The organism is Kribbella sp. NPDC104740 (assembly GCF_055583505.1).
The window spans coordinates 1648154-1673488 of the sequence record NZ_JBVJNV010000001.1; the positions used below are offsets into that span (position 1 = coordinate 1648154).

General features: G+C 70.2%; 28 protein-coding genes. 20 read left to right on the plus strand and 8 right to left on the minus strand.

Annotation, left to right across the window (positions count from 1 at the left end; genetic code table 11):
* The first annotated feature begins 69 nt into the window (after positions 1-69).
* Genes ACZ6Z4_RS07670 through ACZ6Z4_RS07680 form a run of 3 tightly spaced genes read left to right on the plus strand, consistent with a single transcriptional unit; the run spans position 70 to position 5424 of the window.
* Complete coding sequence (locus ACZ6Z4_RS07670; protein ID WP_465559379.1) at positions 70-1308, plus strand: D-arabinono-1,4-lactone oxidase; 1239 nt, start codon at positions 70-72, stop codon at positions 1306-1308.
* Positions 1305-3509 (plus strand): alpha-xylosidase, encoded by a 2205-nt coding sequence (yicI, locus tag ACZ6Z4_RS07675; protein WP_465559382.1) that lies wholly within the window; start codon positions 1305-1307, stop codon positions 3507-3509. Before ACZ6Z4_RS07670 ends, yicI begins: the two co-directional genes overlap by 4 nt.
* On the plus strand, positions 3502-5424 hold the full coding sequence (locus ACZ6Z4_RS07680) for a beta-galactosidase (protein ID WP_465559388.1): 1923 nt from the start codon (positions 3502-3504) through the stop codon (positions 5422-5424). Before yicI ends, ACZ6Z4_RS07680 begins: the two co-directional genes overlap by 8 nt.
* On the opposite strand, the gene ACZ6Z4_RS07685 is transcribed toward ACZ6Z4_RS07680, so the two are convergent.
* A complete protein-coding gene (locus ACZ6Z4_RS07685; RefSeq protein ID WP_465560612.1) occupies positions 5421-6710 on the minus strand; it encodes a nicotinate phosphoribosyltransferase in 1290 nt (429 codons plus the stop codon). The two genes, ACZ6Z4_RS07680 and ACZ6Z4_RS07685, sit on opposite strands and share 4 nt — an antisense overlap.
* A 94-nt stretch (positions 6711-6804) precedes the next feature.
* On the opposite strand from ACZ6Z4_RS07685, the gene clpS reads away from it, so the two are divergent.
* The 6 genes from clpS (at position 6805) to ACZ6Z4_RS07715 (ending at position 10440) form a co-directional block, all read left to right on the plus strand.
* A complete protein-coding gene (clpS, locus tag ACZ6Z4_RS07690) occupies positions 6805-7092 on the plus strand; it encodes an ATP-dependent Clp protease adapter ClpS (protein WP_363672997.1) in 288 nt (95 codons plus the stop codon).
* Positions 7089-7643 (plus strand): DUF2017 domain-containing protein, encoded by a 555-nt coding sequence (locus ACZ6Z4_RS07695; protein WP_363672995.1) that lies wholly within the window; start codon positions 7089-7091, stop codon positions 7641-7643. The genes clpS and ACZ6Z4_RS07695 overlap by 4 nt, the downstream gene beginning before the upstream one ends.
* 75 nt (positions 7644-7718) lie before the next feature.
* A complete protein-coding gene (locus ACZ6Z4_RS07700; protein WP_465559393.1) occupies positions 7719-8696 on the plus strand; it encodes an aldo/keto reductase in 978 nt (325 codons plus the stop codon).
* Between the two features lie 64 nt (positions 8697-8760).
* Positions 8761-9210, plus strand: coding sequence for a M67 family metallopeptidase (locus tag ACZ6Z4_RS07705; RefSeq protein ID WP_465559396.1), 450 nt, complete (start codon positions 8761-8763; stop codon positions 9208-9210).
* Between the two features lies 1 nt (position 9211).
* A complete protein-coding gene (locus ACZ6Z4_RS07710; protein WP_363672989.1) occupies positions 9212-9490 on the plus strand; it encodes a MoaD/ThiS family protein in 279 nt (92 codons plus the stop codon).
* Positions 9491-9492: 2 nt separating this feature from the next.
* A complete protein-coding gene (locus tag ACZ6Z4_RS07715) occupies positions 9493-10440 on the plus strand; it encodes a PLP-dependent cysteine synthase family protein (RefSeq protein WP_465559400.1) in 948 nt (315 codons plus the stop codon).
* A gap of 87 nt (positions 10441-10527) precedes the next feature.
* Here the strand turns inward: ACZ6Z4_RS07715 and ACZ6Z4_RS07720 are convergent, their stop codons facing one another.
* A complete protein-coding gene (locus ACZ6Z4_RS07720; protein ID WP_363672985.1) occupies positions 10528-10884 on the minus strand; it encodes a hypothetical protein in 357 nt (118 codons plus the stop codon).
* Between the two features lie 180 nt (positions 10885-11064).
* Here ACZ6Z4_RS07720 and murI point away from each other — a divergent pair, with 180 nt between their 5' ends.
* Positions 11065-11868 (plus strand): glutamate racemase, encoded by an 804-nt coding sequence (gene murI / locus ACZ6Z4_RS07725; protein WP_465559403.1) that lies wholly within the window; start codon positions 11065-11067, stop codon positions 11866-11868.
* A 763-nt stretch (positions 11869-12631) separates the two neighbouring features.
* Here the strand turns inward: murI and ACZ6Z4_RS07730 are convergent.
* Positions 12632-12865: a hypothetical protein gene (locus ACZ6Z4_RS07730; RefSeq protein ID WP_465559405.1), complete on the minus strand. Its 234-nt coding sequence runs from the start codon at positions 12863-12865 to the stop codon at positions 12632-12634.
* A 105-nt stretch (positions 12866-12970) separates the two neighbouring features.
* Here ACZ6Z4_RS07730 and ACZ6Z4_RS07735 point away from each other — a divergent pair, with 105 nt between their 5' ends.
* Genes ACZ6Z4_RS07735 through ACZ6Z4_RS07745 form a run of 3 tightly spaced genes read left to right on the plus strand, consistent with a single transcriptional unit; the run spans position 12971 to position 15457 of the window.
* Entirely contained in the window at positions 12971-13726 is a 756-nt protein-coding gene (locus ACZ6Z4_RS07735) for a TetR/AcrR family transcriptional regulator (protein ID WP_465559407.1), read from the plus strand.
* Between the two features lie 10 nt (positions 13727-13736).
* Complete coding sequence (locus ACZ6Z4_RS07740; protein WP_465559410.1) at positions 13737-14483, plus strand: MBL fold metallo-hydrolase; 747 nt, start codon at positions 13737-13739, stop codon at positions 14481-14483.
* The gene (locus ACZ6Z4_RS07745; RefSeq protein ID WP_465559413.1) at positions 14483-15457 is read left to right on the plus strand and encodes an alpha/beta fold hydrolase; all 975 of its coding nucleotides are present in this window, start codon (positions 14483-14485) and stop codon (positions 15455-15457) included. The genes ACZ6Z4_RS07740 and ACZ6Z4_RS07745 overlap by 1 nt, the downstream gene beginning before the upstream one ends.
* Here the strand turns inward: ACZ6Z4_RS07745 and ACZ6Z4_RS07750 are convergent.
* Positions 15426-16598, minus strand: coding sequence for a Gfo/Idh/MocA family protein (locus ACZ6Z4_RS07750; RefSeq protein ID WP_465559416.1), 1173 nt, complete (start codon positions 16596-16598; stop codon positions 15426-15428). The two genes, ACZ6Z4_RS07745 and ACZ6Z4_RS07750, sit on opposite strands and share 32 nt — an antisense overlap.
* Positions 16599-16744: 146 nt before the next feature.
* Between ACZ6Z4_RS07750 and ACZ6Z4_RS07755 the strand changes: the two genes are divergently transcribed.
* The 4 genes from ACZ6Z4_RS07755 to ACZ6Z4_RS07770 are packed head-to-tail and all read left to right on the plus strand — an operon-like array spanning position 16745 to position 19488.
* Positions 16745-17569: an SGNH/GDSL hydrolase family protein gene (locus ACZ6Z4_RS07755; RefSeq protein WP_465559419.1), complete on the plus strand. Its 825-nt coding sequence runs from the start codon at positions 16745-16747 to the stop codon at positions 17567-17569.
* Between the two features lie 10 nt (positions 17570-17579).
* On the plus strand, positions 17580-18296 hold the full coding sequence (gene rph, locus ACZ6Z4_RS07760; protein WP_465559422.1) for a ribonuclease PH: 717 nt from the start codon (positions 17580-17582) through the stop codon (positions 18294-18296).
* A complete protein-coding gene (rdgB, locus tag ACZ6Z4_RS07765; protein ID WP_465559425.1) occupies positions 18293-18898 on the plus strand; it encodes an RdgB/HAM1 family non-canonical purine NTP pyrophosphatase in 606 nt (201 codons plus the stop codon). Before rph ends, rdgB begins: the two co-directional genes overlap by 4 nt.
* Positions 18898-19488, plus strand: a complete 591-nt coding sequence (locus tag ACZ6Z4_RS07770; protein WP_465559428.1) for a hypothetical protein — start codon at positions 18898-18900, stop codon at positions 19486-19488. The genes rdgB and ACZ6Z4_RS07770 overlap by 1 nt, the downstream gene beginning before the upstream one ends.
* On the opposite strand, the gene ACZ6Z4_RS07775 is transcribed toward ACZ6Z4_RS07770, so the two are convergent.
* Positions 19477-19962, minus strand: coding sequence for a GNAT family N-acetyltransferase (locus tag ACZ6Z4_RS07775; protein ID WP_465559431.1), 486 nt, complete (start codon positions 19960-19962; stop codon positions 19477-19479). The genes ACZ6Z4_RS07770 and ACZ6Z4_RS07775 overlap by 12 nt on opposite strands.
* 31 nt (positions 19963-19993) lie before the next feature.
* The gene (locus tag ACZ6Z4_RS07780) at positions 19994-20623 is read right to left on the minus strand and encodes a LysE family translocator (RefSeq protein ID WP_465559434.1); all 630 of its coding nucleotides are present in this window, start codon (positions 20621-20623) and stop codon (positions 19994-19996) included.
* 74 nt (positions 20624-20697) lie between these two features.
* Between ACZ6Z4_RS07780 and ACZ6Z4_RS07785 the strand changes: the two genes are divergently transcribed.
* Positions 20698-21552, plus strand: a complete 855-nt coding sequence (locus ACZ6Z4_RS07785; protein ID WP_465559437.1) for a LysR family transcriptional regulator — start codon at positions 20698-20700, stop codon at positions 21550-21552.
* A gap of 332 nt (positions 21553-21884) precedes the next feature.
* Here ACZ6Z4_RS07785 and ACZ6Z4_RS07790 read toward each other — a convergent pair whose 3' ends face one another.
* Complete coding sequence (locus ACZ6Z4_RS07790) at positions 21885-22148, minus strand: hypothetical protein (protein WP_465559440.1); 264 nt, start codon at positions 22146-22148, stop codon at positions 21885-21887.
* Between the two features lie 218 nt (positions 22149-22366).
* Between ACZ6Z4_RS07790 and ACZ6Z4_RS07795 the strand changes: the two genes are divergently transcribed.
* Together ACZ6Z4_RS07795 and ACZ6Z4_RS07800 are read left to right on the plus strand one after the other, a co-directional pair.
* Complete coding sequence (locus ACZ6Z4_RS07795) at positions 22367-23707, plus strand: FAD-dependent oxidoreductase (protein ID WP_465559443.1); 1341 nt, start codon at positions 22367-22369, stop codon at positions 23705-23707.
* A gap of 370 nt (positions 23708-24077) precedes the next feature.
* Positions 24078-24734, plus strand: a complete 657-nt coding sequence (locus ACZ6Z4_RS07800; RefSeq protein ID WP_465559446.1) for a transglycosylase SLT domain-containing protein — start codon at positions 24078-24080, stop codon at positions 24732-24734.
* On the opposite strand, the gene ACZ6Z4_RS07805 is transcribed toward ACZ6Z4_RS07800, so the two are convergent.
* Positions 24735-25304, minus strand: coding sequence for a helix-turn-helix domain-containing protein (locus ACZ6Z4_RS07805; RefSeq protein ID WP_465559449.1), 570 nt, complete (start codon positions 25302-25304; stop codon positions 24735-24737).
* Positions 25305-25335: the final 31 nt, after the last annotated feature.

The following is a 25335-nucleotide window of genomic DNA, read 5'->3' on the forward strand; positions in this document are numbered from 1 at the left end:
CGCAGGTGGCCGAAACTTGCCAGGAAACGGTGTGGAAGGCTCGGGGTGGATCGCGGCGAGAGGAACCGGATGAAGAACTGGGCAGGCAACGTCACCTTCGCGGCCGAGCGGTTGCGGCAGCCGGGATCGGTGCCGGAGCTGCAGGACCTGGTCGGCGGCAGCGAGCGGGTGCGGGTGCTCGGCACCGGCCACTCGTTCAACCGGATCGCGGACACCGCGGACACGCTGGTCTCGGTCCTGGAGCTGCCGAAGACGGTCGAGATCGCGGCCGACCGGCAGAGTGTCCGCGTCGCCGGCGGTCTCCGGTACGGCGAGGTGACGGCCGCGCTGCAGGCCGACGGGCTCGCCCTGCACAACCTCGGGTCGCTGCCGCACATCTCGGTCGCCGGCGCATGCTCGACCGGGACGCACGGGTCGGGCGACACCAACGGGACGCTCGCGTCGGCCGTGACCCGGATCGAGTTCGTCAGCGCCGACGGCTCGCTGGTGGCGCTTGACCGGGGCGACGCCGACTTCGAGGGCGCGGTGATCGCGCTCGGGGCGCTCGGCGTGACGACGCATCTCACGCTCGCCGTCGAGCCGTCGTACGAGTTGAGCCAGGTCGTGTACGACGGGCTGCCGGTCGACCGGCTCGGGACGTCGTTCGACGAGGTGTTCGGCAGCGCGTACAGCGTCAGCGCGTTCACCGACTGGGTGGACCCCGAGGTGATGGTCTGGCGCAAGGCGAAGCAGATCGCGCTCGACCCGGAGTGGCTGGGCGCGCGGCTCGCGGACGGCGCGCGGCACCCGATCAAGACGATGCCGGCCGGGTTCGCGACCGAGCAGGGCGGCGTACCGGGGCCGTGGAACACGCGGCTGCCGCACTTCCGGCTCGAGTTCACGCCGTCGAACGGCGAGGAGCTGCAGTCGGAGTACTTCGTCGAGCGCTCCCAGGCACCCGCCGCGATCGAGCAGTTGCGGGCCCTGGGCAACGACATGGCGGCGGTCATCCAGGTCTCCGAGGTCCGGACGATCGCGGCCGACACGCTCTGGCTGAGCCCGAGCCAGGGCCGGGACACGGTCGCCTTCCACTTCACCTGGGTCCAGGACGAGGCCGCGGTCCGCCCGGTCGTCGAGGCGCTGGAGGCGGCGCTGCTGCCGCTCGGCGCGCGCCCGCACTGGGGCAAGGTGTTCGCAGCCGACGCCGCGACGCTGCGCACCTGCTACCCCAAGGTCCCGGACTTCATCGAGCTCGCCGCTCGGTACGACGCGGGCGGCAAGTTCCGCAACGACTACCTGAACACCTACCTGCCGGGCGCCCGCGGATGAAGTTCACCGACGGGCACTGGCAGCTGCGCCCAGGATTCAGCCGGCTGCGCCCGGCGGAGGTCGAGAGTGTCGAGGCGGGCGACCGGTCGCTGACCGTCTTCGCCCCGGCGAAGCGGATCGAGCGGCGCGGCGACACGCTGAACCAGCCGGTCTTCACGATCACCTTCGACTCGCCTGCGCCGGGCGTGATCGGGGTGCACGTCAGCCATCACCGCGGCGGGGTCGCCGCGCGTCCGGCGTACCAGCTGAACCGGGGCGACGAGCACGCGGTGAAGGTCGAGGTCGACACCGAGACCGCGCGGTTCAGCAGCGGCGGGCTGACCGCCGTGGTCGCGCTGCAAGGGCCGTGGAGCGCGCGGTTCGAGCGCGACGGGAAGCTGGTCACCTCCTCCGAGGCCGGCCTCGCGCTGATCACCGACGCCGACGGCCGCAGCTTCGTGCACGAGCAGCTGCTGCTCGGCGTCGGCGAGACCGTGTACGGGCTGGGCGAGCGGTTCGGGCCGCTGGTGAAGAACGGGCAGAGCGTCGACATCTGGAACGCCGACGGCGGTACGTCCAGCGAGCAGGCGTACAAGAACGTGCCGTTCTACCTGAGCAGCGCCGGGTACGGCGTACTGGTGGACACCCCGGCGGAGGTGTCGTTCGAGATCGGCTCCGAGGTCGTCTCGCGCAACCAGTTCAGCGTGGCCGGCCAGGAGCTGAACTACTACGTCGTGGACGGGCCGACGCCGAAGGCCGTGCTCGACCGCTACACCGCGCTGACCGGTCGGCCCGCGCAGGTGCCGGCCTGGTCGATGGGGCTGTGGTTGTCGACCTCCTTCACCACGTCGTACGACGAACCGACCGTGACGAGCTTCGTCGACGGGATGGCCGAGCGCGATCTCCCGCTGAGCGTGTTCCACTTCGACTGCTTCTGGATGCGCCAGTTCCACTGGTGCGACTTCGTCTGGGACCCGGCGGCGTTCCCCGACCCGGCCGGGATGCTGGCCCGGCTGAAGGCGCGCGGGCTGCGGATCAGCCTGTGGATCAACCCGTACATCGCGCAGCGCTCGGTGCTGTTCGACGAGGGCCGCGAGCTCGGGTACCTGCTGAAGCGCACCGACGGCTCGGTCTGGCAGACCGACCTGTGGCAGGCCGGGATGGGCATCGTCGACTTCACCAACCCGGACGCGACGGCCTGGTTCCGGAGCAAGCTGCAGGCGCTGCTCGACGTCGGCGTGGACTGCTTCAAGACCGACTTCGGCGAGCGGATCCCGGTCGACGACGTGGTCTGGTCCGACGGCTCGGACCCGGCGCGGATGCACAACTACTACCCGCAGCTCTACAACGCGGCGGTCTTCGAGCTGCTGCGGGACGAGCGCGGCGAGGGCGACGCCGTCCTGTTCGCGCGGTCGGCGACCGCGGGCGGGCAGCAGTTCCCGGTGCACTGGGGTGGCGACTGCGAGTCGACGTTCGAGGCGATGGCGGAGTCGCTGCGCGGTGGGCTGTCGCTGGCCGCGTCCGGTTTCGGCTACTGGAGTCACGACATCGGCGGTTTCGAGGGGACGCCGGACCCGGCGGTGTTCAAGCGCTGGTTGCCGTTCGGGCTGCTGTCGTCGCACTCGCGCCTGCACGGCTCGGGCTCGTACCGGGTGCCGTGGGCGTTCGACGAGGAGGCGGTCGAGGTGTTGCGTCGCTTCACGAAGCTGAAGCTGTCGCTGATGCCGTACCTGATGAACGCGGCCGAGGAAGCGCACACCGCCGGTACGCCGATGATGCGGCCGATGCTGCTGGAGTTCCCGGACGATCCGGCGGTCGCGTACCTCGAGCGGCAGTACATGCTCGGGCCCGATCTGCTGGTCGCGCCGGTGATGAGCGCCGCGGGTGAGGTGCGGTTCTACCTGCCTGAAGGGTCTTGGACCAGCTTGCTCGACGGGGAGCGGGTAGAAGGGCCGCGGTGGGTGACCAGGACGTACGGGTTCGATGCGTTGCCGCTGTTCGTGCGCGGCGGCGCGGTGGTGCCGTTCGGGGCTTTCGACGACCGGCCGGAGTACGACTGGTCCGAGGACGTGACCCTGCGCTGGTTCGCGCCTGGTGACGGGCAGGTGGCGACTGTTCGGCTGCCGGGAGGTGCGGTGATCGAGCTGGGCTTCGCCGACGGGGTGGCTTCCGGTCGGGTCGTCGAGGGAGTCTGCGAGCGCTTCGAGGTCGTTCGTGCCTGAGCTCTGGTACGGCGGCGACTACAACCCCGAGCAGTGGCCGCGCGAGGTGTGGGCCGAGGACGTCGCGCTGATGCGCGAGGCCGGGGTCAACCTGGTGACGGTCGGCGTGTTCGCCTGGTCGAGCCTGGAGCCGTCGCCGGGGCGGTACGAGTTCGGCTGGCTGGACGAGGTGCTGGATCTCCTGCACAGCAACGGGATCCAGGTCGACCTGGCGACGCCGACGGCCTCGCCGCCGCCATGGTTCAGCCTCGCGCACCCGGACGCGCTGCCGGTCCGGGCGGACGGCGTACGGCTGACGCACGGGAGTCGCGACACGTACTGCGCCTGCGCACCGGCGTACCGGGAGGCTGCGGCGGGCATCGCGCGGGCGCTGGGGGAGCGGTACGCCGGGCACCCGGCGCTGGCGATGTGGCACGTGCACAACGAGTACGGGACGGTTTGCTACTGCTCTCATGCGGCGGCGGCGTTTCGCCGGTGGTTGCGCGAGCGCTACGGCGACCTCGACGCGCTGAACGCGGCGTGGACGACGGCGTTCTGGGGGCAGGGGTACGGGAGCTGGGAGGAGATCGAGCCGCCGCGGGCGACGCAGTACCTGGTGAACCCGACGCAGGCGCTGGACTTCCGGCGGTTCTGGTCGGACGAGCTGCTGGCGGCGTACTGCGAGCAGCGCGACCTGCTGCGCGAGTCGTCGACGTTGCCGGTGACAACGAATTTCGTCTTCGGGGCCTGGGTGCCGGTCGATCACGCGCGCTGGGCTGCGGAGGTGGACTTGGTTGCCATCGACCACTATCCGACGGTGGCGGGGATCGGCGCGGAGGAGCAGACGGCGCTCGGCGCGGATCTGGCGCGGTCGTGGGCGGCCGGGAAGCCGTGGCTGCTGATGGAGCAGGCGGGCGGCGGGCTGAACGAGGGCAAGCGCTGGCACACGAAGGAGCCGGGGCGGATGACGCGGCACAGTCTCTCGCATGTGGCGCGGGGGTCGGTGGGGGCGTTGTTCTTCCAGTGGCGGGCTTCGCGGGGTGGCTCGGAGATGTGGCACTCGGCGCTGGTGCCGCATGCGGGGCCTGAGACTCGGCGCTTCCGGGAGGTGGCATCGCTGGGAGCACTGTTGCCTCGGCTGGAGGAAGTGTCCGGGAGCGCGGTCACGGCCGAGGTCGCGATCCTGTGGGACGTCGAGTCGTGGTGGGCGATGCAGGCGACGCATCTGCCGTCGTCGGAGGTCGACTACCTCGCCGCGGTGCAGGCGGCGCACCGGCAGCTGTGGACGGGCGCGGTGGACCTGCCGGGACCTGACGCGGATCTCTCGCAGTACAAGCTGGTCGTCGTGCCGAGCCTGTACCTGGTGGCTGATCCCTCGCCGATCATCCGGTACGTCGAGGCCGGTGGGCATGTCGTCGTGACGTGCTTGAGCGGGATTGTCGACGAGAACGCGCAGGTACGGCTCGGCGGGTATCCGGGGGCGTTTCGCGACCTGCTCGGGATCCGGGTGGAAGAGTTCCACCCGGTCGACGAGGTGCTGCTCGAGTCGGGCCGCCGCGGCCGGGCGTGGAGCGAACACCTGGAGTTGGCCGGCGCCGAGGCTGTCGACCACTACGCCAGCGGTGTCCTCGCCGGTTCTCCTGCCGTCACCCGGAACCAGTACGGCGCCGGGATCGCCTGGTACGTCTCGACGCCGCTCGACGACTACCTGACCGAGCCGCTGCGCGAGGCCGGGGTCCAGCGGCCGGACCTGCCCGAGGGCGTCGAGCTCGTGCGCACTGCCCGCAGCACACCCTCGGCGGCCTTCACGTTCCTGATCAACCACGGCGACACCGAGGTCGCCGTACCGGCTGACGGGTTCGATCTGGTCACCGGTCAGGAAGTTGCCGGGAGCATTCAGTTGTCGGCCGGCGGCTGGGCCGTGATCCGTTCCTAGATCGCGCTCCGCGGAGCGTACGGGTTCCGGCTGTTCAGGTCGCCCGTGTAGTCGGTCGGGATGGCCGGCTCGCCGCGGCTCAGCTGGCTCGCGCTGCGGGGAAGCTCGTCGCGGACCTTCAGGTGGTGGGCCTGCGACTCCTCGGGCGTCGTCCGGCCGACGACCTTGCCCGCCTCGACCAGCGACTTGAGCAGGACGCGGTCGTCGCCGTCGTCGACCGGGGCCTCGCCGACGCCGATCACCTCGGCCTCGGCGACGCCGAGCCGGTTGCGGCGGCGCAGTGCGTACTTCCGGCCGCCGATCGAGATCTTGTCCGGGCTCTTCTTCGCGACCGGGACCATCGTGCCGTCCGCGTCCTCGCGGGCGACCAGCTTGTAGACGAAACCGCAGGTCGGGTACCCGCTGCCGGTGACCAGCGACGTGCCCACGCCGTACCCGTCGACGGCGGCCGGGGCCAGCGCGGCGATCTGGTACTCGTCGAGGTCACTGGTCACGATGATCCGGGTCTTCGTCGCGCCGAGCGCGTCCAGCTGCTCGCGGACCTGACCGGCCAGCGACGGGAGGTCGCCCGAGTCCAACCGTACGGCGCCCAGCTCGGTGCCGGTCACCTCGATCGCGGTCCTGACCGCCTCGGTCAGGTCGTAGGTGTCGACCAGCAGCGTCGTCCCCTTGCCGAGCGCGTCGACCTGGGAGACGAACGCGTCCCGCTCGGTGTCGTGCAGCAGCGTGAACGAGTGCGCCGCCGTACCGGCGCTCGGGATGCCGAAGCGGCGCGCGGCCTCCAGGTTCGACGTGGTGGCGAAGCCCGCGATGTACGCCGCCAGCGCGGACGCGACCGCGGCCTCCTCGTGGGTGCGCCGCGAGCCCATCTCGATGCACGGCCGGCCGCCGGCCCACCAGGTCATCCGCGACGCCGCCGAGGCGACCGCCGAGTCGTGGTTCAGGATCGACAGGAACACGGTTTCCAGCAGCACCGCCTCGGCGAAGCTGGACTCCACGACCAGCACCGGCGAGCCCGGGAAGAAGATTTCGCCGTCGGCGTAGCCGGAGATGTCGCCGCTGAACCGGAAATCGGCCAGCCAGTCGCAGGTTGCCTGGTCGACCACCCCGCGCTCGCGCAGGAACGCGACCGTGCCGTCGTCGAAGCGGAACCGCTCCAAGGCGTCCAGGAGGCGGTTCACGCCCGCGACCACGCCGTACCGGCGACCGTCGGGCAGGCGGCGGGCGAACAACTCGAAAACCGACCGGCGGTGCGCCGTACCGTCGGCCAAGGCGGCCTGCAGCATGGTCAGCTCGTAGTGGTCGGTGAGCAGAGCCGTGGAAGCGTTCACAGGGGCAGCCTATTGCGAAGCCGGATCGATGAGTGGAGAGAATGGGCGAGTGACCACTGCACCGAGTGAGCTGGAGAGCCCCGAAGTCGACGAGGCGATCGAGCTGAGCCCACCGTGGACGACGATCGTCTGGAACGACCCCGTCAACCTGATGGACTACGTCACGTTCGTCTTCCAGACCTACTTCGGCTACTCCAAGCAGAAGTCGGAGAAGCTGATGATGCAGGTGCACGAGGAGGGCAAGTCGGCCGTGTCGAACGGCAACCGCGAGGCGATGGAACGCGACGTCGAAGCCATGCACAGCTACGGCCTGTGGGCCACCTGCGAGAAGTCGTGACCCGGTTCCGCAAGCGCCGCAAGACCGTCGTCGTCAGCTTCGCCGAGCACGAGGCGGACATCCTGTCCAACCTCCTGCGCAACCTGGTCGAGCTCCTGTACGACGGCATGCCGCCGCGCGCCACCGCCGCCGGCGACGACCCGCTGGCCGCGCTGCTCGACTCCGACGGGCCGACCGCGCCGCCGGAGGACGTCGTACTGCAGCGGCTGCTGCCGAACGCGTACTCCGGGGACGACATGGCCGCGGCGGAGTTCCGCCGTTTCACCGAGCGCGGGCTGCGCGACGGCAAGGCCAACGACGCCAAGCGCGTGCTGACCGCGCTGGAGGAGTCGGACGAGGACGGCATCGCGCTCGAGCCCGACGACCAGCTGGCCTGGCTGCGCGCGCTCAACGACCTCCGTTTGGCGATCGGCACCCGCCTGGACATCAAGGAGGACGACGACTACGCGGTCTGGGAGAAGCTCCCGGACGACGACCCGCGGCGGCTGACGTACGACTTGTACGACTGGCTGGGGTATCTGCAGTCCGCTCTCCTGCACAACATGCGCTGATTCCCCCCACCCCCATCTTTCCTTCCCTTCATCCGGTGGCGGGCGCAGCATGTGGTTCGCCGTAGGGTTGGTTGTATGGAGAAGCGGACCCTTGGGCGTACTGGTCGGGATGTCGGTGTGGTCGGGCTCGGAGCGTGGCAGCTCGGGGCGGACTGGGGTGAGGTCGGCGAGGACGCGGCGCTCGGCGTACTGCGGGCTGCTGTCGACGGTGGCGTGACGTTCATCGACACCGCCGACGTGTACGGCGACGGGCGCAGCGAGCGGCTCGTCGGGCAGGTCCTCAAGGAGTACGACGGGCTGACCGTGGCCAGCAAGATGGGCCGCCGGGTCGAGCAGAAGCCCGAGAACTACACCCTCGACAACTTCCGCGCCTGGAACGACCGCTCGCGGGCGAACCTCGACGTCGAGACCATCGACCTGGTCCAGCTGCACTGCCCGCCGACCTCGGTCTACTCGACCGACGCGGTCTTCGACGCGCTCGACACGCTCGTCGAGGAGAAGCGGATCGCGGCGTACGGCGTCAGCGTGGAGACCTGCGCCGAGGCGCTCACCGCGATCGCCCGGCCGAACGTCGCGTCGGTGCAGATCATCCTGAACGCGTTCCGCCTGAAGCCCCTCGACGAGGTCCTGCCCGCCGCCCGCGAGGCCGGCGTCGGCATCATCGCCCGCGTCCCGCTGGCCAGCGGCCTGCTCTCGGGCAAGTACGACGCGAGCACCACCTTCGGCGCCGACGACCACCGCAACTACAACCGCCAGGGCGAGGCCTTCGACGTCGGCGAGACCTTCTCCGGCGTCGACTTCGGCACCGGTCTGGAAGCCGTCCAGCGCCTCCTCCCGGCCGTGTCTTCGGGCGCGACGATGGCCCAGTTCGCGCTGCGCTGGATCCTCGACCAGCCCGGCGTGTCGGTCGTCATCCCCGGCGCCCGCAACGTCGCCCAGGTCGCCGGCAACATCGGCGCCGCCGCCCTCGCGCCGCTCACCGACGAGCAGCTGACGGCCGTCCGTACGACGTACGACGACCTGATCCGCCCGCAGGTCCACAGCCGCTGGTAGTCCACATTCTGGACGGGATCCCGGGTTGGCTGGGGTCCCTCGGCGCGCTCCGTATCGTGGAACCGTGCTGATCATCGAGCAGGCGACCTACGACGCGATCGTGGCGCACGCGCGGCGGGACCACCCGGACGAGGCGTGCGGGGTGGTCGCGGGGCCGGCCGGGTCCGACCGGGCCGAGCGGTTGATTCCGATGCTGAACGCGGCGATGTCGCCGACTTTCTACGAGTTCGACTCCGGCGACCTGTTCAAGCTCTACAAGGAGATGGACGAGCGCGACGAGGAGCCGGTGGTGATCTACCACTCGCACACCGCGACCCAGGCCTACCCGTCCCGGACCGACATCAACCTGGCCCAGGAGCCGGGGGCGCACTACGTGCTGGTCTCGACCCGCGACGGCGCGGACCAGCCGTCGTACGACGGTCCGGTCGAGTTCCGGTCCTACCGCATCATCGACGGCGCCGTCACGGAGGAAGACGTGAAGATCGTGGCGACCTACGAAACAGGAGACAACTGAGATGGCGATCGAGCTTCGCGTGCCGACCATTCTGCGCACCTACACCGGGGGCGAGAAGGCGGTGAACGGCGACGGCAGCACGCTGGCCGAGTTCATCGACAACGTGAACGGCAACCACCCCGGGCTCAAGGAGCGGATCGTCGAGGGTGAGCCGGAGGAACTGCGCCGGTTCGTCAACGTCTACGTCAACGACGAGGACGTCCGGTTCACCGGCGGCCTCGGCACCGGCGTCAAGGACGGCGACGTCGTCGTCGTGCTGCCGGCCGTCGCCGGCGGCTGAGCGTGCGCTTCGACAGCCTGCTCGACTCTGTCGGCGGTACGCCGCTGGTCGGCCTCCCGAAGCTCTCGCCGTCGGCCGACGTCCGGTTGTGGGCCAAGCTCGAGGACCACAACCCGACCGGCTCGATCAAGGACCGGGCCGCGCTGCGGATGCTGCTCGACGCCGAGAAGGACGGCCGGCTGCGGCCCGGCAACACGATCCTCGAACCGACCTCGGGCAACACCGGCATCTCGCTGGCGATGGCGGCCAAGCTGCGCGGCTACCGGATGGTCTGCGTGATGCCGGAGAACACCTCCGAGGAGCGCCGGCAGATCCTGCGGATGTGGGGCGTCGAGATCATCTCCTCGCCCGCCGCGGGTGGTTCGAACGAGGCGGTCCGGGTCGCCAAGCAGGTCGCCGAGGAGCACCCGGACTGGGTGATGCTCTACCAGTACGGCAACCCCTCGAACGCCGCCGCGCACTACGACGGCACCGCGCGCGAGATCCTCGCCGACCTGCCCTCGGTGACGCACTTCGTCGCCGGACTCGGCACGACCGGCACGCTGATGGGCGCCGGCCGCTTCTTCCGTGAGCACAAGCCCGAGGTGAAGATCGTCGCCGCCGAGCCCCGGTACGGCGAACTCGTCTACGGCCTGCGCAACCTCGACGAGGGCTTCGTGCCCGAGCTGTACGACGCGACGCTGATCGACGGCCGCTTCTCGGTCGGGCCGCGGGACGCCGTCCGGCGGGTGCGGGAACTGCTCGACAACGAAGGGATCTTCGCCGGGATCTCGACGGGCGCGATTCTGCACGCCGCGCTCGGCCAGGCGGCCAAGTGCGTGCGGGAGGGCGAGCAGGCCGACATCGCCTTCGTGGTCGCGGACGGCGGCTGGAAGTACCTGTCCACCGGGGCGTACGAGGGCACGATCGACGAGGCCGAGGACCGCCTCGAAGGACAGCTCTGGGCCTGACCGGCTGGGTTTGTTGCCGTGGTCAACCGGTGCGCTGGGCGGTGGCGCCGGCCGGTTGGCTATAGGTTGTTGTCAGGATTTGTTGCGTCAGGGTTGTTTGAACAGCACTTTGCGTCCTAGCCGGGGATGGGTGCCACGGCCCTTGCAGCTGTTGCACGGGCGGGTGGCGTAGTTGAACACGGATCCCTTGTGGCGTCCCATGCCCTTGCACCGGTTGCACTTGGCGAGCGGGTGCAGGGACAGCGACACGACGTAGATCGTGAAGGCGGCGAGCAGCAGCACCATCAGCATGCCGGTGGGCCCGAGGGCTCCGGCGATGTCGGCGGCGGTGCTGTCGGCGTTGGCGTCGGCAACCTGTCCGGCCGCTTGCGCGGCGTTCGTCGGTTGCGGATCTGGTGCGGCGGTGGAGCCCAAGGCCACCGCGATGTGGACTGCCAGGTTCATGGCGTCGCGAGGGGCGGTCGGAAATACATCGCTCCAGAGTGGCGCGCGTCACGTGAGATTGCAATTCCGGAGAGTAAAGATGTGGATAACTCCGGCGTGTCGTTCTGCGGGCTTAGGTAAGGGTTACTTCAGAACTGCCCGTTGCCGGTCTTGTCGGTGCTGCGCGTTAGGGTTTCCGGTGTGGCAGACGCACCGATCGGCATCTTCGACTCAGGCTTCGGCGGGCTCACGGTGGCCCGCGCGGTGCTCGACCAGCTGCCGCACGAACCGATCCTGTATCTCGGCGACACGGCCCGCCAGCCGTACGGCCCGAAGTCGATCGCCGAGGTCCGCGAGTACGCGCTGGAGTGCCTCGACCACCTGGTCGAGGCCGGCGTCAAAGCCCTGGTGATCGCCTGCAACTCCGCCAGCGCCGCGATGCTCCGCGACGCCCGCGAACGCTACGACGTACCGGTCGTCGAGGTGATCCTCCCCGCGGCCAGGCGCGCGGTCGCGGCGACCCGCAACAACCGCGTCGGCGTCATCTGCACCCGCTCCACCGCGGCCTCCCTCGCCTACGACGACGCCTTCGCCGCCGCCCCCCAGGTCGAGCTCACCACCCAGGCCTGCCCCAAGTTCGTCGACTTCGTCGAGTCCGGCGTCACCTCGGGCCCCGAGCTCCTGGCCGCCGCCCACGAGTACCTCGATCCCCTCGTCGAAGCCGGTGTCGACACCCTCATCCTCGGCTGCACCCACTACCCCCTCCTCACCGGCGTCATCTCCTACGTGATGGGCGACGAGGTCACCTTCGTCAGCAGCGCCGAGGAAGGCGCCAAGGACATCTACGGCGTCCTCACCAAGTCCAACCTCCTCCGCGACCCCACCCTCCCCGAACCCCAGCACCGCTTCGTCACCACCGGAAACCCGTCCGACTTCGCCACCATCGGCTCCCGCTTCCTCGGCCCGGTCATCACCACCGTCGACCAGTTCGCCTGGGTGCGCTGAGCGCAGTCCTGGCGGGAATCCAGCGGGGCAGCCTCCTCGCGCCGAGGACTCACCTCGAACCTGCGAACGAACCCGCCAACGCCACAAGCGACTCGCGCAGTTCCTCGCGTCGGCGTCGCAGGCGCCTCGCGTAGCCCGCGCCTCGCCCTGCTCCGTTGCGCCACCAGCGCCTGACGCCTCGCTCCGTACGCGCCCCGCGCTGTCCGCCGCTTGCGCCGCGCGGCGTGTGCACCGCAGGAGCGACGCCCACGGGAAGAGCTGGGACTGCGACGCGTACTCGAGGTGCCAGGCAGTCAGCCCACGCTTCCGCCCTCACGCGGAGCTTCCGCGGTCTCCCCGGGCATCGGCTCCCGCTTCCTCGGCCCGGTCATCACCACCGTCGACCAGTTCGCCTGGGTGCGCTGAGCGCAGTCGTTGGCGGGAATCGGACGCCAGGGGCGCAATCCCCTCGCCGCGTGACTCGCCTCGAACCAGCGGACGAATCTGCCGGCTTCAGCCCTCGACTGGCACTCGCGTAGCGCCTCGCATTGCTCGTGCTGCCCGTTCCGCATGCCGCATGCTCCGCGCTGCATGCGCTGCATGCGCTGCACGCGCTGCACGCGCTGCACGCGCTGCACGCGGCTTGCGCCGCGCGGCGTGTGGCTCGCCTTCAATCTGCTCGCGGTCTGAGAACCTTCGGCGCACCACCTGTTCCCCGCACGCCGCCCGCGCCGGGTGTCTGCACCGCACGCGATCTCACGCGAGCAGGGCTGCAAGGGTCAGCTCATCGGGCTAGCGCGCGTTTGTGGGCTTTGTCCAGCAGATCGAGCAGCACCAGCGCGAGGACGACGACCGCCCCCGCGACGACGTAGCACCAAGGCGCGTCGAGGTAGTTCGCCGCGGTCATCACCGACGGGCCCTTGTCGGTGAACAGGCGGAAGACCAGCGCGAGCACGCCTTCCCAGATGCCGGCCACTGCGACCAGCACCATCGCGAGCCGGTAGACACCTTCGTCCATCGTCGTTTCCTCTCGTCGGGGATACGAACGTAACAACCACGCCGTACGACTTTGGTCTCGTTCAGCCTGTTCCCGCACGGTATTCGGCCCGATAGGCTGACGAGTATGCGTGACGAAATGTGCCGGGTGTGCAAGCGGGAGTTGCGCCCGGCCGCGCGCGGCCGGCGTCCGGCGTACTGCTCGCGGTCGTGCCAGGCCAAGGCGTACCGGCAGCGCAAGGCGCAGGCGCCCGATCGGACGACCGGCGTCGCCGCGGAGCGGCGGTTGCAGGTGGCCAGGGCGGTTTGGCGGATCGCGGCGGACCACGGGCTCGAGGCGGTCAGCTTCCGGACCGTCGCGGCCGCAGCTGGGGTCTCGGTGCGGGTCGTGCAGTACCACTTCGGCTCCAAGCGCCAACTGCTGGTCGACTCGCTCCGCCTGTTGCACGAGACCAACGAGCGCGCCGCGCAAGCGCGGATCGAATACGACGCGAGCGAGCCGCGGCAGCTGCTGCTGGCGATCTTCGAGGAGTTCCTGCCGGTCGACGAGCAGCGCCGGCTCAGCCTGCGCGCGCTCGCGGCGTACTACGCGCGCAGCTTGACCGATCCCGCGCTGGCCGCCGTGTTCCTGACCGGCGACCGGTCGCTGGAGGACCTCGTTGCCTTGGTCCTGCGGCAGGCGGCGGCGCTCGGGCAGTTGTGGCCGCGGATCGACCCGGACTCGACCGCGGACCTTCTGGTCGCGGGTGTGACCGGGCTCGCACTGGATGTTGTCCACGGCACCAGATCCGCGCGGGAGGTGCGCGCAATCGCCGCCAGGCAACTCGATCAACTGTTCTGCGACGTCCCGGGGTTGCCTGCAGAGTCGGGAACTCGCCGGTAATGTTCAAGGTATGAAGCTCACCGTGCTCGGCTGCTCCGGATCTGTGCCTGGGCCGGACTCGCCTGCGTCGAGCTACCTGGTCACGGCGGACGGGTTCCACCTGGTGCTCGATCTCGGGAGCGGAGCGCTCGGTGCGCTGCAGCGGGAGATCAGCGTGCCGGAGATCGGCGCGATCGCCTTGTCGCACCTGCATCCCGATCACTGCATGGATCTGTGCGGCCTGTACGTCGCGACGAAGTACTCGCCGTGCGCCCCGATTCCGCGGATCCCCGTGTACGGGCCGGAGGGTGCGGCGGAGCGGATGGCGCTCGCGTACGACCTGCCGCTCGATCCGGGGATGGAGGAGCAGATGGAGTTCCACGCCTGGCAGGAATCCCAGCAGATCGGGCCCTTCACCGTGCGGACCGCGCCGATGGTGCACCCGGTGCCGGCGTACGCGATCCGGGTTGAGCACGGCAACAAGTCGCTCACCTACACCGGCGACACCGGGCCGAACGAGGGGCTGGTCGAGCTGGCGCGGGGGACCGATCTGATGTTGTCCGAGGCGGCGCTGCAGGACAACAACCCGGACAACCCGGGGGATCTGCATCTGACGCCGTCGGACGCGGGCGAGCAGGCGAAGCGGGCCGGGGCGAAGCGGTTGGTGATCACGCACGTGCCGCCGTGGTACGACCGGGTGACGCAGACCGAGAACGCGCGGCGGACGTTCCCCGGTGAGGTGCTGACGGCGACGCCGGGTGCGGTGTACGAGATCTGATGCTGGTCGAGCTTGCTGATGGCGTTCGCTTGCAGACCTGGACATCCGGTACGCCGGGCAGCGGGGCGCCGGGCAGCGCCGCGCCGGACGATGAGGCGTCGGACGGTCGGGCGCCGGTGGTGCTTCTGCATGGTGGGCCTGGGCTGTGGGACTACTTGGAACCTGTCGCCGAGCTGATCGACGACCGGGTCGTGCATCGGTACGACCAGCGCGGGTGTGGCGGCTCCGACCCCTCCGACGAGCAGTCGATCGCGCGCTCCGTCGCTGATCTCGAGGAGCTCAGGAAACATTGGGGGCACGAGCGGATCGTTGTCCTCGGCCACTCGTTCGGCGCGACGCTGGCGCTGCACTATGCCGCCGCTCATCCGGCGAGGGTCGCGCGGCTCATCTATCTCAGCGGCGTCGGCGTAGGCGACTGGCGGACGCCGTCCCAGGCCGAGGCGCGGCGCCGCATGACCGAAGGACAGGCCGATCGCCTTGAATCACTGGGGAATCGGCGCGACCGAAACCCCGAGGAGGAGCGCGAGTTCCGCGCGCTCTCGTGGTTTACCGACCATGCCGACCGCGAGCGCGCCTGGGCCTGGGCGCTGGAGGACGCGGACGTCCCGCACCCGATCAACTTCGCCGCCAACCGCGCGCTGTCCGCGGACAACCGCGCGTGGGGCGACGACCGCCTCCTCCAGCAGGCCGCGGCGCTGACCATGCCCGTCGACTTCGTCCACGGCGAGGGCGACCCGCGCCCGGCGAGCGCCGTACGGGAACTGGCGAACGCGACCGGCCGCGCTGACCCGACGTCGCGCGCCGACCCGACCTCGCGCGCCGACCCGCCGTCGCGCGCCGGCGCGCTCGCGCCGGCCGTGCGTTTTCACCTGATCGAAGGCGCCGGCCACTCGCCGTGGCGCGAGCGGCCGGAGGAGTTTCGCCTGCTGCTGAACGGAATCCTCAGCGAGCCTGACCACCGTCGAAGTACTTGACCAGATCGGCATCCAGCGCAGGGATGTCGATCGGCGTCCCGTTCGAGCGCAGCGACGTCGTCGCCGCGAAGCCGGCGGCAACAGCGGCCCGGGCAGCGATCGGCGACGTCAGCGTCGCACCACCGTCCCGCACGAACCGCACGAACTCGTCGACCAGCTTCGGGTCCGCGCCGCCGTGGCCTTCGTCCTCGGAAGCGACCTCGACCACCTGATCAGCATCCAGCCGATACCCCGACCGCCCGCTGTTCCATACCTTCACGACGCTCCCGGACGTGTCGCCGAAGTTCTCGAGCCGCCCGTGGGTGCCGATCACCGTGTAGTTGCGCCAGTAGTCCGGCGTGAAGTGGCACTGCTGGTAGCTCAGGAACACCCCGTTGTCGAGCTGGAAGTTCGCCATCGACAGGTCCTCGACGTCCATCACCGGCGCCAGGCCCTTCTGCTCCAGCGGCGGCCAGTTGTCGTTCGACACGAACTCGCCGAAGCGCTGGTCGGAGCGGTCCTGCCGGTCCTCGATCCCGCCGTACAGGACGAGCCCGCCGAGCGCGGTCGCGTGCGTGGTGTAGCCGCCCGCGAGCCAGTGCATCACGTCGATGTCGTGGGCCCCCTTCTGCAGCAGGAGGCTGGTCGACCGGCGCCGGTCGGCGTGCCAGTCCTTGAAGTAGAAGTCGCCGCCGTGCCCGACGAAGTGCCGGCACCAGATCGCCTTCACCTCGCCGATCGCGCCCGACTGGATCAGCTCGCGCATGGTCTGGATGACCGGCATGTGCCGCATGTTGTGGCCGACATACAGCCGCGTCCCGCTCTCGTACGCCGCCTGCAGCACCCGGTCGCAGCCGTCGGTGGTGATCGCCAGCGGCTTCTCGACGAAGACCGCGACGCCGGCCCGGAGGAAGTCGATCGCCGGGTCCTCGTGCAGGTCGTCCGGAGTGGTCAGGAAGACGCCGTCGAGTTTCAGGTCGAGCAGTTCGCGGTGGTCGCCGTACGCTCCTGCGTCGGGGTAGGTGGTCAGCGCGGCCTGCCGCTGCTTCTCGACCGGGTCGCAGACGGCCACGATCTCGGCGCCCTCGCCCGGTCTGTGCGCGTGCCGGGCCAGGCTGCTGCGCGCGCCGAGTCCGACCACACCGAACCGTAGATCAGTCATCGTTCACTACTCCTGCACGTAGTTGTTTGTAAGAGCCTATGTCCGAACACTTGCGGTCCTCAACACCTGTTTGCTCCCGCCGTGTTGCCCGACCGGCCACCTGGCCATCACCCAGCACCCGTTCGGTGTCGTCACCATGACGGAACGTGAGCCTCCACTACGTGGCACTCGGGGACTCGACCACCGTCGGTGTCGGGGACCCGCTGAACGGCAGCACGACCGACCTTTCCGGTGCCGGAGCGCGCCCGGGCGAGGGGTGGCGGGGCTGGGCCTCGCTGCTCGCCGACTCCCTGGGCAGCTCCCACCGTGTGACGTTCTCCAACTACGCGACCAGCGGTGCGACCGTTCCCCAGGTCACCGCCGACCAGCTGCCGGAAACCGGCGACGGCCCGATCGACCTGGCCTCGCTGATCGTCGGCGTCAACGACACGCTGCGCTCGACGTTCGACGCCGGCCAGATCCGGGACTGCCTGCACCAGTGCGCGGCGCAGCTCACCGAGCGCGGTGCGCTGCTGCTCACCGTCCGGTTCCACGACCACGGACAGGTCTTCGGGCTGCCCACCTGGCTGCGGCGACCGCTCTGGCAGCGCATCGAGCAGGTCAACGCGGTGTACGACGACCTGTTCCTCCAGTACGGCGGGGTGCGGCTCGACATGGCCGACTACCCGGAGGTCTACCGCCGCGATTTCTGGTCGGTCGACCGCCTGCACCCCGGCGAGCGGGGGCACCGGCGGCTGGCCCGGGCGTTCGCCGACGAGTTGCACGCGCGCGGCGTACGGATCGACGTACCGCCTGATCTGTCCTGTGCGGGGGAGCCGCCGAGCCGCTGGGCGGACGCGGTCTGGATGGTTCGCGAAGGGATTCCGTGGCTCGGCCGACGGGCCGGCGACCTGACTCCGTGGGCCGCTCGGATGGTGCTGGGCCAGTTCCGTCCGCCCGCCGATGCGGGGGTGCAGCGCCTTCGGGCATAAAGTTTCGGGCATGGCTCGTAGCGATGGACGTACCCCTGACCAGCTCCGCCCGGTGACGCTGACCCGGAAATGGCTCGACCACGCCGAGGGATCGGTGCTGGTCGAGTTCGGCCGGACCCGGGTGCTCTGCGCGGCGTCGGTCACCGAAGGGGTTCCGCGCTGGCGCAAGGGCTCCGGCCTGGGCTGGGTCAGCGCGGAGTACGCGATGCTGCCGCGCTCGACCAACACCCGCTCGGACCGCGAGTCGGTGAAGGGCCGGATCGGCGGCCGGACGCACGAGATCTCCCGGCTGATCGGACGCTCGCTGCGGGCCGTCGTCGACTACAAGGCGCTCGGCGAGAACACGATCCTGCTCGACTGCGACGTGCTGCAGGCCGACGGCGGCACGCGGACCGCGGCGATCACCGGCGCGTACGTCGCGCTCGCCGACGCCGTGTCGTACCTGCGCGACCGCAAGGCGCTCAAGGGTGAGCCGCTGACCGGCTCGGTGTCCGCCGTGTCGGTCGGGATCATCGACGGCGCCCCGATGCTCGACCTCTGCTACGAGGAGGACGTGCGCGCCGAGACCGACATGAACCTGGTGCTGACCGGCGACGGGAAGTTCATCGAGGTGCAGGGCACCGCCGAGGGCGCGCCGTTCGACCGCGCCGAGCTGGACGCGCTGCTCTCGCTCGGTACGGCGGGCTGCGAGAAGCTGACCAAGCTGCAGCTGGAGGCGCTGGCATGAGCAAGGTGCTGCTCGCGTCGAACAACGCGAAGAAGCTCGCCGAGCTGCGCCGGATCCTGGCGCCGATCGTGCCCGGGATCGAGGTGCTCGGGCTGGCCGACGTACCGGCGTACGACGAACCGGCGGAGACCGAGCCGACCTTCGAGGGCAACGCGCTGCTGAAGGCGCGGGCCGCGGTGGCCGCGACCGGGCTGCCGTCGATCGCCGACGACAGCGGGATCTGCGTCGACGCGCTGAACGGGATGCCCGGGGTGCTGTCGGCGCGCTGGTCGGGGCCGGCCAAGGACAACCACGCGAACAACGTGCTGCTGCTCGGGCAGCTCGAGGACGTCCCGGACGAGCGCCGCAGCGCGCAGTTCGTCGCGGCCGTCGCGTTCGTGCAGCCCGGCGGTGCCGAGGAGGTGCTGCGCGCGGAGATGCCGGGCTCGGTGATCCGCGAGCTGCGCGGCACCGGCGGCTTCGGGTACGACGTGCTGTTCGTGCCTGAGGGCTACGACCGGACGACGGCGGAGCTGTCGATCGAGGAGAAGGACGCGATCAGCCACCGGGGCAAGTCGCTGCGCGCCCTGGCGCCGCTCGTCGCCAAAGCACTGGAGGCCTGATGCTGTTCGCCGGATCCGACACCGAGGGCGTCGCCGAGGGCCGCATCACCGCGGCGTACCGGCGCTGGGCCGAACCACGCGTGATCGAGGGCCGCGTCTACCGCACCAACGCGGGCCGGATCGAGATCGACAGCATCAAGAAGGTCAACCCCGACCTGATCTCCGACTACGACGAGATGCTGCACCTGGCCGGCCGGATGAACGCCAAGGACGCCCGCCGCCGCCTCCGCGGCGACGAAACCCTCCCCACCTGGCTGATCCGCTTCCACCTCGTCGAAGGCCCCGACCCCCGCGAGGAACTCGCCAACTCGACCGACCTCACCCCCGCGGACGTCGAGGAGCTCACCACCAAGCTCGCCCACCTCGACGAACTCAGCCGCCACGGCGCCTGGACGTCCGCCACCCTCCGCATCATCCGCGACACCCCGGCCACCCGCGCGGGCGACCTCGCCGCGAGTCTTGACCGAGACACCCCCGGCTTCAAGATCGACGTCCGCAAACTGAAGAACCTGGGCCTCACCCACAGCCTCGAGGTCGGCTACGAGCTGAGCCCGCGCGGCAAGGCGTACTTGGATGCCCTAGGCAACTAGCAGGCCGCGTTCGTACTCGACCTGTTCGAGGGGGATGCCGTTGCCGAAGTCCCTGGGTTGGGTGCGGCCGGTCTCGGTGAAGCCGGACTTGGTGTAGAAGCGGCGGGACTGCGGGGTGTCGCGGAGGGTCCAGAGGTGGGCTCGGTCGAAGCCCTGGGTGCGGAGGGTTTCGAGGGTGCCGGTCATCAGGGCGGCGGCGAGGCCGGTGCCCCAGCCGTCGGGGTGGGCGTAGAAGCTGAGGATCTCGGACTCCTCGAGCCAGGCCATCGCGAGCGGGCGGCCGTCGAGGAGAGCGATCAGGATCGTGCCGTCGGGGTTGATCAGGCGGTCGTGCCAACGGGTGCGGCGGCTTTCGATCTGGGCGGTGGCGAAGGCCTGGTCGAAGAAGGGCGCGTAGGCCGCGGCCCAGGAGGCGGCGTGGATCTCGCCTACGGCGGTGGCGTCGGCGGGGATGGCTTCGCGGACCTTGATCATGGTCGTGAATCTAGGTGGTCGCGCCGACAGTTCACGTGGTCGCGCCGATGATCAGGCCGGCCGCCAGTATGCCGTACGCCGCGCCCGCGCCGCGGGGGAGCCACTGGTTGGCGGCGTGGTGGCGGCGGAGGAACTGGCCGACGCGGACGGCGCCAGTGCCGACGGTGAGGTCGACGGCCAGGCCGATCAGGAGCATCGTGAGGCCGAGGGTGAAGAGCTGCAGGCCCTCGCGGTCCAGGGCCGGGTCGACGAACTGGGGGAGGAACGCCAGGTAGAAGAGCAGGATCTTCGGGTTGGTGAGGCTGTTGACGACGCCTCGGACGTAGACGGGTGCGAAGCGGTCCGACACGGCCGCGGCGGCTTCGGTCGAGGTCAGCTCGGACCTGCGGAAGGACTGGAACGCCATCCACAGCAGGTAGGCGGCGCCGGCGAAGCGGAGGCCGTCCATCGCGATCGGCGCGGCGCGGAGCACGGCGGCCAGTCCGAGGGCGACGGCGCTGGTGTGGACGAGCAGTCCGGTCGCCGTACCGGTGGCTGCGGCGCGACCGGCCCGCGGGCCGCCGGTGAGGCCTTGGGCGAGCATGAACAGCATGCCGGGCCCAGGCGTGAGGTTGATGATCACTGCGGCCAGCAGAAACGCGGCGAAGAGTTGTGGGTTCATGTTTCGAGCATCAGGCGAAACTGGTATGACGTCCAATGCCAATACTGACGCGAACACATTGATAAAGTTGATGGATGCTCAACCTGACTCAGCTCGGCGTGCTCGCAGCGGTCGCCAGGCACGGGTCGGTGACCGAGGCAGCGCGCGAGCTGCACTACTCGCAGCCGTCGGTCAGCCACCACCTCGCGCGGCTGGAGACGGCGACGGGCGTGAAGCTGATCCAGCGCGTCGGCCGCGGCATCCGGCTCACACCCGAAGGGCAGCTGCTCGCGAACCGGGCCGCCGAGATCCTCGGCCGCGTCGACGCGGCGAGCAGTGAGCTGGCGGCGCAGGTCGGGCTGCGGTCGGGGCGAGTCCGGCTGGCGGCCAACGCGTCGGCGCTGAGCACGCTCGTGCCGAAGGCCGCGGCGGCGCTCGCGCGCTCGTACCCGGGGATCGAGCTGAGCCTGATCGAGCAGCACCCGGTCGAGTCGCTGCAGCTGCTGCGACACGGTGAGGTCGATGTCGCGCTCGTCTTCCGGTACGTCGACTCGCCGGCCGAGTCGGGGGAGTTCCGCCTGGTGCACCTTGCCGACGACCCGATCCACCTGGTCAGCCGGCAGGCTGACGACAGCCTCGACAACCATCACGAGTCCGCGTGGATCGGCGGGTGCGTGCACTGCGAGGCCGAGCTGCTCGCGGTCTGCCACCGGTCCGGTTTCACGCCGCGGATCGGGTCGCACAGCGACGACATCGTCGTCGTCCAGGCGCTGGTCGCCGCGGGGCTGGGCGTCGCGCTGCTGCCTGGGCTCGCGCTGCAGGCGTACCGGCGTACGGATGTGGAGACGACCGACACCGGCCTGCGCAGGCAGATCCACGCCGCGACGTACGGCGACCCGCCTGACCCGCCCGCGGTCGCCGCCGTACTGGCTGCGCTCCAGCAGGCTTAGCGCTCCGGCGTACGGTCCTCGCGTGACGGCTGCTGCACCGCGGGAGTGGCTGTGCTTGGTGAAGCGGCGCGGGAGCCGGAGACGTGGTTGGCGGCGTTCAGCTCGCGCAGCTTCTGGAGCTCGGGGTCCAGCTGGGCGTCGATGCCCGGGCGCCGGAAAATCAGGTTGTTGGTGTGGCGGCTGTAGATGTCCGTCGTCCCGCCGGGCGAGATCTCGATCAGGTTGCCCTTGGTGGTCGCCTGCAGGCCGCCGGCGGCAGTGCGCTGAGCCGTTCGTAGAGCAGCCGGAGCCGGTCGGGCAGGCTCAGGCGTGGTTCGTCGGCCACCGCGAGGTCAGCCCGCGACGGCGGCGTGGGCCGCGCGCAGCGCCGCGTCGAGCGTCGGCGCGGTCTCGGTGTGCCCGGCGAAGGCCGCGGCGTCGTCGGGGTCGATCGAGAAACCCCACTCGTCACCGTCCGCCGTACCGTCGATGACGACGACGCGGGCGCCCCGGACGACGATCGAGACGGCGCCTGAGGAGTGCACGGTGACCGTACGCCGTACGTCGGTGCCGAAAGTCGCGTCGACGGCCTGCTCGACTGCCTGCTGGTCGCTCATCCCCAGTGCCTCCCCTTGTCCGGATCCCGCAGTATAGAAGGCGAAAGGGCGAGCGCCGACACGTCTCGCAGGACGGGCAGCGGCCGGACCGCCCGCCGATCCCGGAGATGATTTCCGGGCCGGGTCGAGGCCGTGTGAAGTGGGTCTCGAAAGTTGGGAACGGATCCCCGAACCGGTAAAGTTGCTTAGGTTAGCCTTACCTATTGTCTGGGGAGATCGTGCGAGAGCTCCGAGTCGCCGTTGTCGGTGCTGGGCCGGCCGGCATTTACGCCGCCGACATTCTGACCAAGGAGTACGAGGGGGCTCACGTCGACCTGATCGAGCGGCTGCCCGCGCCGTTCGGCCTGGTCCGGTACGGCGTCGCGCCGGACCACCCGCGGATCAAGGAGATCATCAAGGCGCTGCACCGGGTCGTCGGCCGGGACCGGATCCGGTTCTTCGGCAACGTCGAGTTCGGTGTCGACCTCAAGCTCGAGGACCTGCGCCGGTACTACGACGCGGTGATCTTCTCCACCGGCGCGACGGCCGACCGCGAACTGGCGATCCCCGGCATCGACCTCCCCGGCAGCCACGGCGCCGCCGACTTCGTCAGCTGGTACGCCGGGCACCCCGACGTACCGCGGGAGTGGCCGCTCGAGGCCAAGCACGTCGCGGTGATCGGCGCCGGCAACGTCGCGCTCGACGTCGCCCGGATGCTGGCCAAGCCGGCCGACGAGCAGCTGACCACCGAGATCGCCGAGAACGTCTACCAGGGGCTGAAGGCGAACCAGGCGACCGACGTGCACGTGTTCGCGCGCCGCGGCCCGGCGCAGATCAAGTTCACGCCGATGGAGCTGCGCGAGCTGTCGCACTCGCCGAACGTGGACGTGATCGTGCACCCCGAGGGCTTCGAGATCGACGAGGCCAGCCAGAAGGCGATCAACGCCAGCAAGGGCACCCGGCTGGTCGTCGACACCCTGCTCAAGTACCTGGAGGCCGAGCCGACCGGCGCGGCGCACCGGATCCACATCCACCTGTGCCACGCCCCGGTCGAGGTGCTCGGCTCCGACAAGGTCGAGGGGCTGCGGACCGAGAAGACCGAGCTGCAGGGCGACGGGACCGTCCGCGGGACCGGCGAGTACGTCGACACTCCGGTGCAGGCGGTCTACCGCGCCGTCGGGTACTTGTCGTCGCACCTGCCGGAGCTGCCGTTCGACCACCAGGCGGGCGTGATGACCAACGACCGCGGCCGCGTGCTCGACATCGACGACGTACCGCTGCCCGGTCTGTACGTGACCGGCTGGATCAAGCGCGGCCCGATCGGGCTGATCGGCCACACCAAGTCCGACGCGGCCGAGACGATCGCGTGCCTGCTCGAGGATCTCGACAACCTGCCGCGGCCCGAGGTCGCCGACCCGGATGCCATCGTCGCGCATCTGGCAGCACGTGGCGCGACCGTCGTCGACGCCGAGGGCTGGACGCGCCTCGACGCGCACGAGCAGTCGCTCGGTGAGGCGGCGGGCCGCGAGCGGATCAAGGTCGTCCCGCGCGAGGAGATGCTGCGCGCCTCGCAGGGCTGAGCGGATCTGCAGCACTCAGTAACTCGCGCCGCCCGGCCCGGGTCGAGCGCGGACTCGCTCGGTGCGGCCGGTCGGCGTGAGGTTACTGAGTGCTGCAGGTACCGACGCCCAGCACCCACCAACCCCGTCGCCCGCAGCCGGCCTGAGCGGGGGCGCGACGGATCCGGCGCCGCGGAGCGGGGTTGGTGGGTGCTGGGCGCCGGTGGACAAGGGGCGACTGCCGGGGGAGCGCCGGCCTGGAGGACGAGTTGCCGGGGAGTGCCGTCCCGGAATGGCGACCTGCCGGGGAGTGTCGTCCCGGTAGGGCGACCTGCCGGGGGAGCGCCTGCTCGGTGGGTAGGGTTGGTGGCCTGACTCGCGGGGAGGTGTGGTGAGCAAGGGCTGGTGGTTGATCGTCGTCGGCGCGGTCGCCGTCGCGGCGTGTGTCGCGCGCGGCCCGGAGTCGGACGACTCCAAAGCCGGCCCGCCGAGCGCCTCTACCGCCACGCCCACGGCGAAACCGAGCGCGAAATCGACGCCCAGGGCAACGGACTGGTGGGTCGACTACGACCCCGCGCAGTTCGCCGCCGCGGTGCGGAAGTCGGCGGCCGCGGCGAAGGTGAACCCGCAGCTGCTGATGGCGATCCTCTACAACGAGTCGTACAAACCGCACGACCCCGAGTTCGAACGGTCCTGGCAGAAGATCGACTCCAACCCGGCGCTCGGCATCGCCAACATGCACGAGGCCGCGTTCGAGGACACCCAACGCGGCAAGCGAATGCGCGGCCGCACCTGGAACGAGCTCCCCGACCATCCCGAGCTGGCCATCGAGGCCGCCGCGTGGCACCTGAGCGATCTCGGGCGAGGGCTGCCCGACAAGCTGCGGACCGATCTGACCAAGGACGAACTGGTTGCCCTCGGCTACAACGCAGGTCGGGGCAACATGCGGTTGTTCGCGAACGGCCGCAAGCCGGGGACCCAAGCTCAGTCGTACCTCGACCGCCTGCACGACAACTGGCAGAAGTCCGGCGAGGCCGTCCGAGGGTAACTAAGTGCGTGATGAGACGTGTGCCCGTTCGCCCTGTGGCCCGAACAGCGTGAGCACCTCCGCCGACCGCTTCCCGGCACTCCCGATCCAGTGCGGAATCCGCGTGTCGAACTCCGCCGCCTCACCCTCCCCGAGCACGTACTCGGCGTCCCCGAGCACGAAGCGAACGCGACCGCTGAGCACGTAGAACCACTCGTACCCCTCATGCGTCTGGCGCTTGCTCGTCGACGCCTTACCGGCCGGCGGATAAAGCACCTTGTACGCCTGAACCCCACCGGCCTGCCGGGTCAGCGGCACGATGGCGAGCCCGAACCGCCGCAGCGGCCGCAGGTGGATCCGCGGATCGCCCGTCGGCGGAGCGGCGACCAGGTCGTCGAGCGGTACGCCGTACGCGCGCGCGAGAGGCAGGAGCTGCTCGAGCGTCGGTCGCAGCTTGCCGGTCTCCAGCCGCGAGAGCGTGCTCGCGGTCAGCCCGGTCTCGCTCGAGAGGGCCGCCAGCGTGGCTCCCCGAGCTCGCCGCAACTCCCGCAGTCGCGCGCCGACACCGTCCAGGACATCGTTCTCGCTCATCTCCCCATCTTGCAGATCCGCAATTCTTCGT

Bases quoted from the DNA above. Each gene is read 5' to 3' on its own strand.
- ACZ6Z4_RS07670 (WP_465559379.1), top strand. From the start codon at position 70: ATGAAGAACTGGGCAGGCAACGTCACCTTCGCGGCCGAGCGGTTGCGG.
- yicI (WP_465559382.1), top strand. From the start codon at position 1,305: ATGAAGTTCACCGACGGGCACTGGCAGCTGCGCCCAGGATTCAGCCGG.
- ACZ6Z4_RS07685 (WP_465560612.1), bottom strand. From the start codon at position 6,710: ATGCTGCAGGCCGCCTTGGCCGACGGTACGGCGCACCGCCGGTCGGTT.
- ACZ6Z4_RS07700 (WP_465559393.1), top strand. From the start codon at position 7,719: ATGGAGAAGCGGACCCTTGGGCGTACTGGTCGGGATGTCGGTGTGGTC.
- ACZ6Z4_RS07710 (WP_363672989.1), top strand. From the start codon at position 9,212: ATGGCGATCGAGCTTCGCGTGCCGACCATTCTGCGCACCTACACCGGG.
- ACZ6Z4_RS07720 (WP_363672985.1), bottom strand. From the start codon at position 10,884: ATGAACCTGGCAGTCCACATCGCGGTGGCCTTGGGCTCCACCGCCGCA.
- ACZ6Z4_RS07730 (WP_465559405.1), bottom strand. From the start codon at position 12,865: ATGGACGAAGGTGTCTACCGGCTCGCGATGGTGCTGGTCGCAGTGGCC.
- ACZ6Z4_RS07735 (WP_465559407.1), top strand. From the start codon at position 12,971: ATGCGTGACGAAATGTGCCGGGTGTGCAAGCGGGAGTTGCGCCCGGCC.
- ACZ6Z4_RS07740 (WP_465559410.1), top strand. From the start codon at position 13,737: ATGAAGCTCACCGTGCTCGGCTGCTCCGGATCTGTGCCTGGGCCGGAC.
- ACZ6Z4_RS07745 (WP_465559413.1), top strand. From the start codon at position 14,483: ATGCTGGTCGAGCTTGCTGATGGCGTTCGCTTGCAGACCTGGACATCC.
- ACZ6Z4_RS07750 (WP_465559416.1), bottom strand. From the start codon at position 16,598: ATGACTGATCTACGGTTCGGTGTGGTCGGACTCGGCGCGCGCAGCAGC.
- rph (WP_465559422.1), top strand. From the start codon at position 17,580: ATGGCTCGTAGCGATGGACGTACCCCTGACCAGCTCCGCCCGGTGACG.
- rdgB (WP_465559425.1), top strand. From the start codon at position 18,293: ATGAGCAAGGTGCTGCTCGCGTCGAACAACGCGAAGAAGCTCGCCGAG.
- ACZ6Z4_RS07770 (WP_465559428.1), top strand. From the start codon at position 18,898: ATGCTGTTCGCCGGATCCGACACCGAGGGCGTCGCCGAGGGCCGCATC.
- ACZ6Z4_RS07775 (WP_465559431.1), bottom strand. From the start codon at position 19,962: ATGATCAAGGTCCGCGAAGCCATCCCCGCCGACGCCACCGCCGTAGGC.
- ACZ6Z4_RS07780 (WP_465559434.1), bottom strand. From the start codon at position 20,623: ATGAACCCACAACTCTTCGCCGCGTTTCTGCTGGCCGCAGTGATCATC.
- ACZ6Z4_RS07785 (WP_465559437.1), top strand. From the start codon at position 20,698: ATGCTCAACCTGACTCAGCTCGGCGTGCTCGCAGCGGTCGCCAGGCAC.
- ACZ6Z4_RS07790 (WP_465559440.1), bottom strand. From the start codon at position 22,148: ATGAGCGACCAGCAGGCAGTCGAGCAGGCCGTCGACGCGACTTTCGGC.
- ACZ6Z4_RS07805 (WP_465559449.1), bottom strand. From the start codon at position 25,304: ATGAGCGAGAACGATGTCCTGGACGGTGTCGGCGCGCGACTGCGGGAG.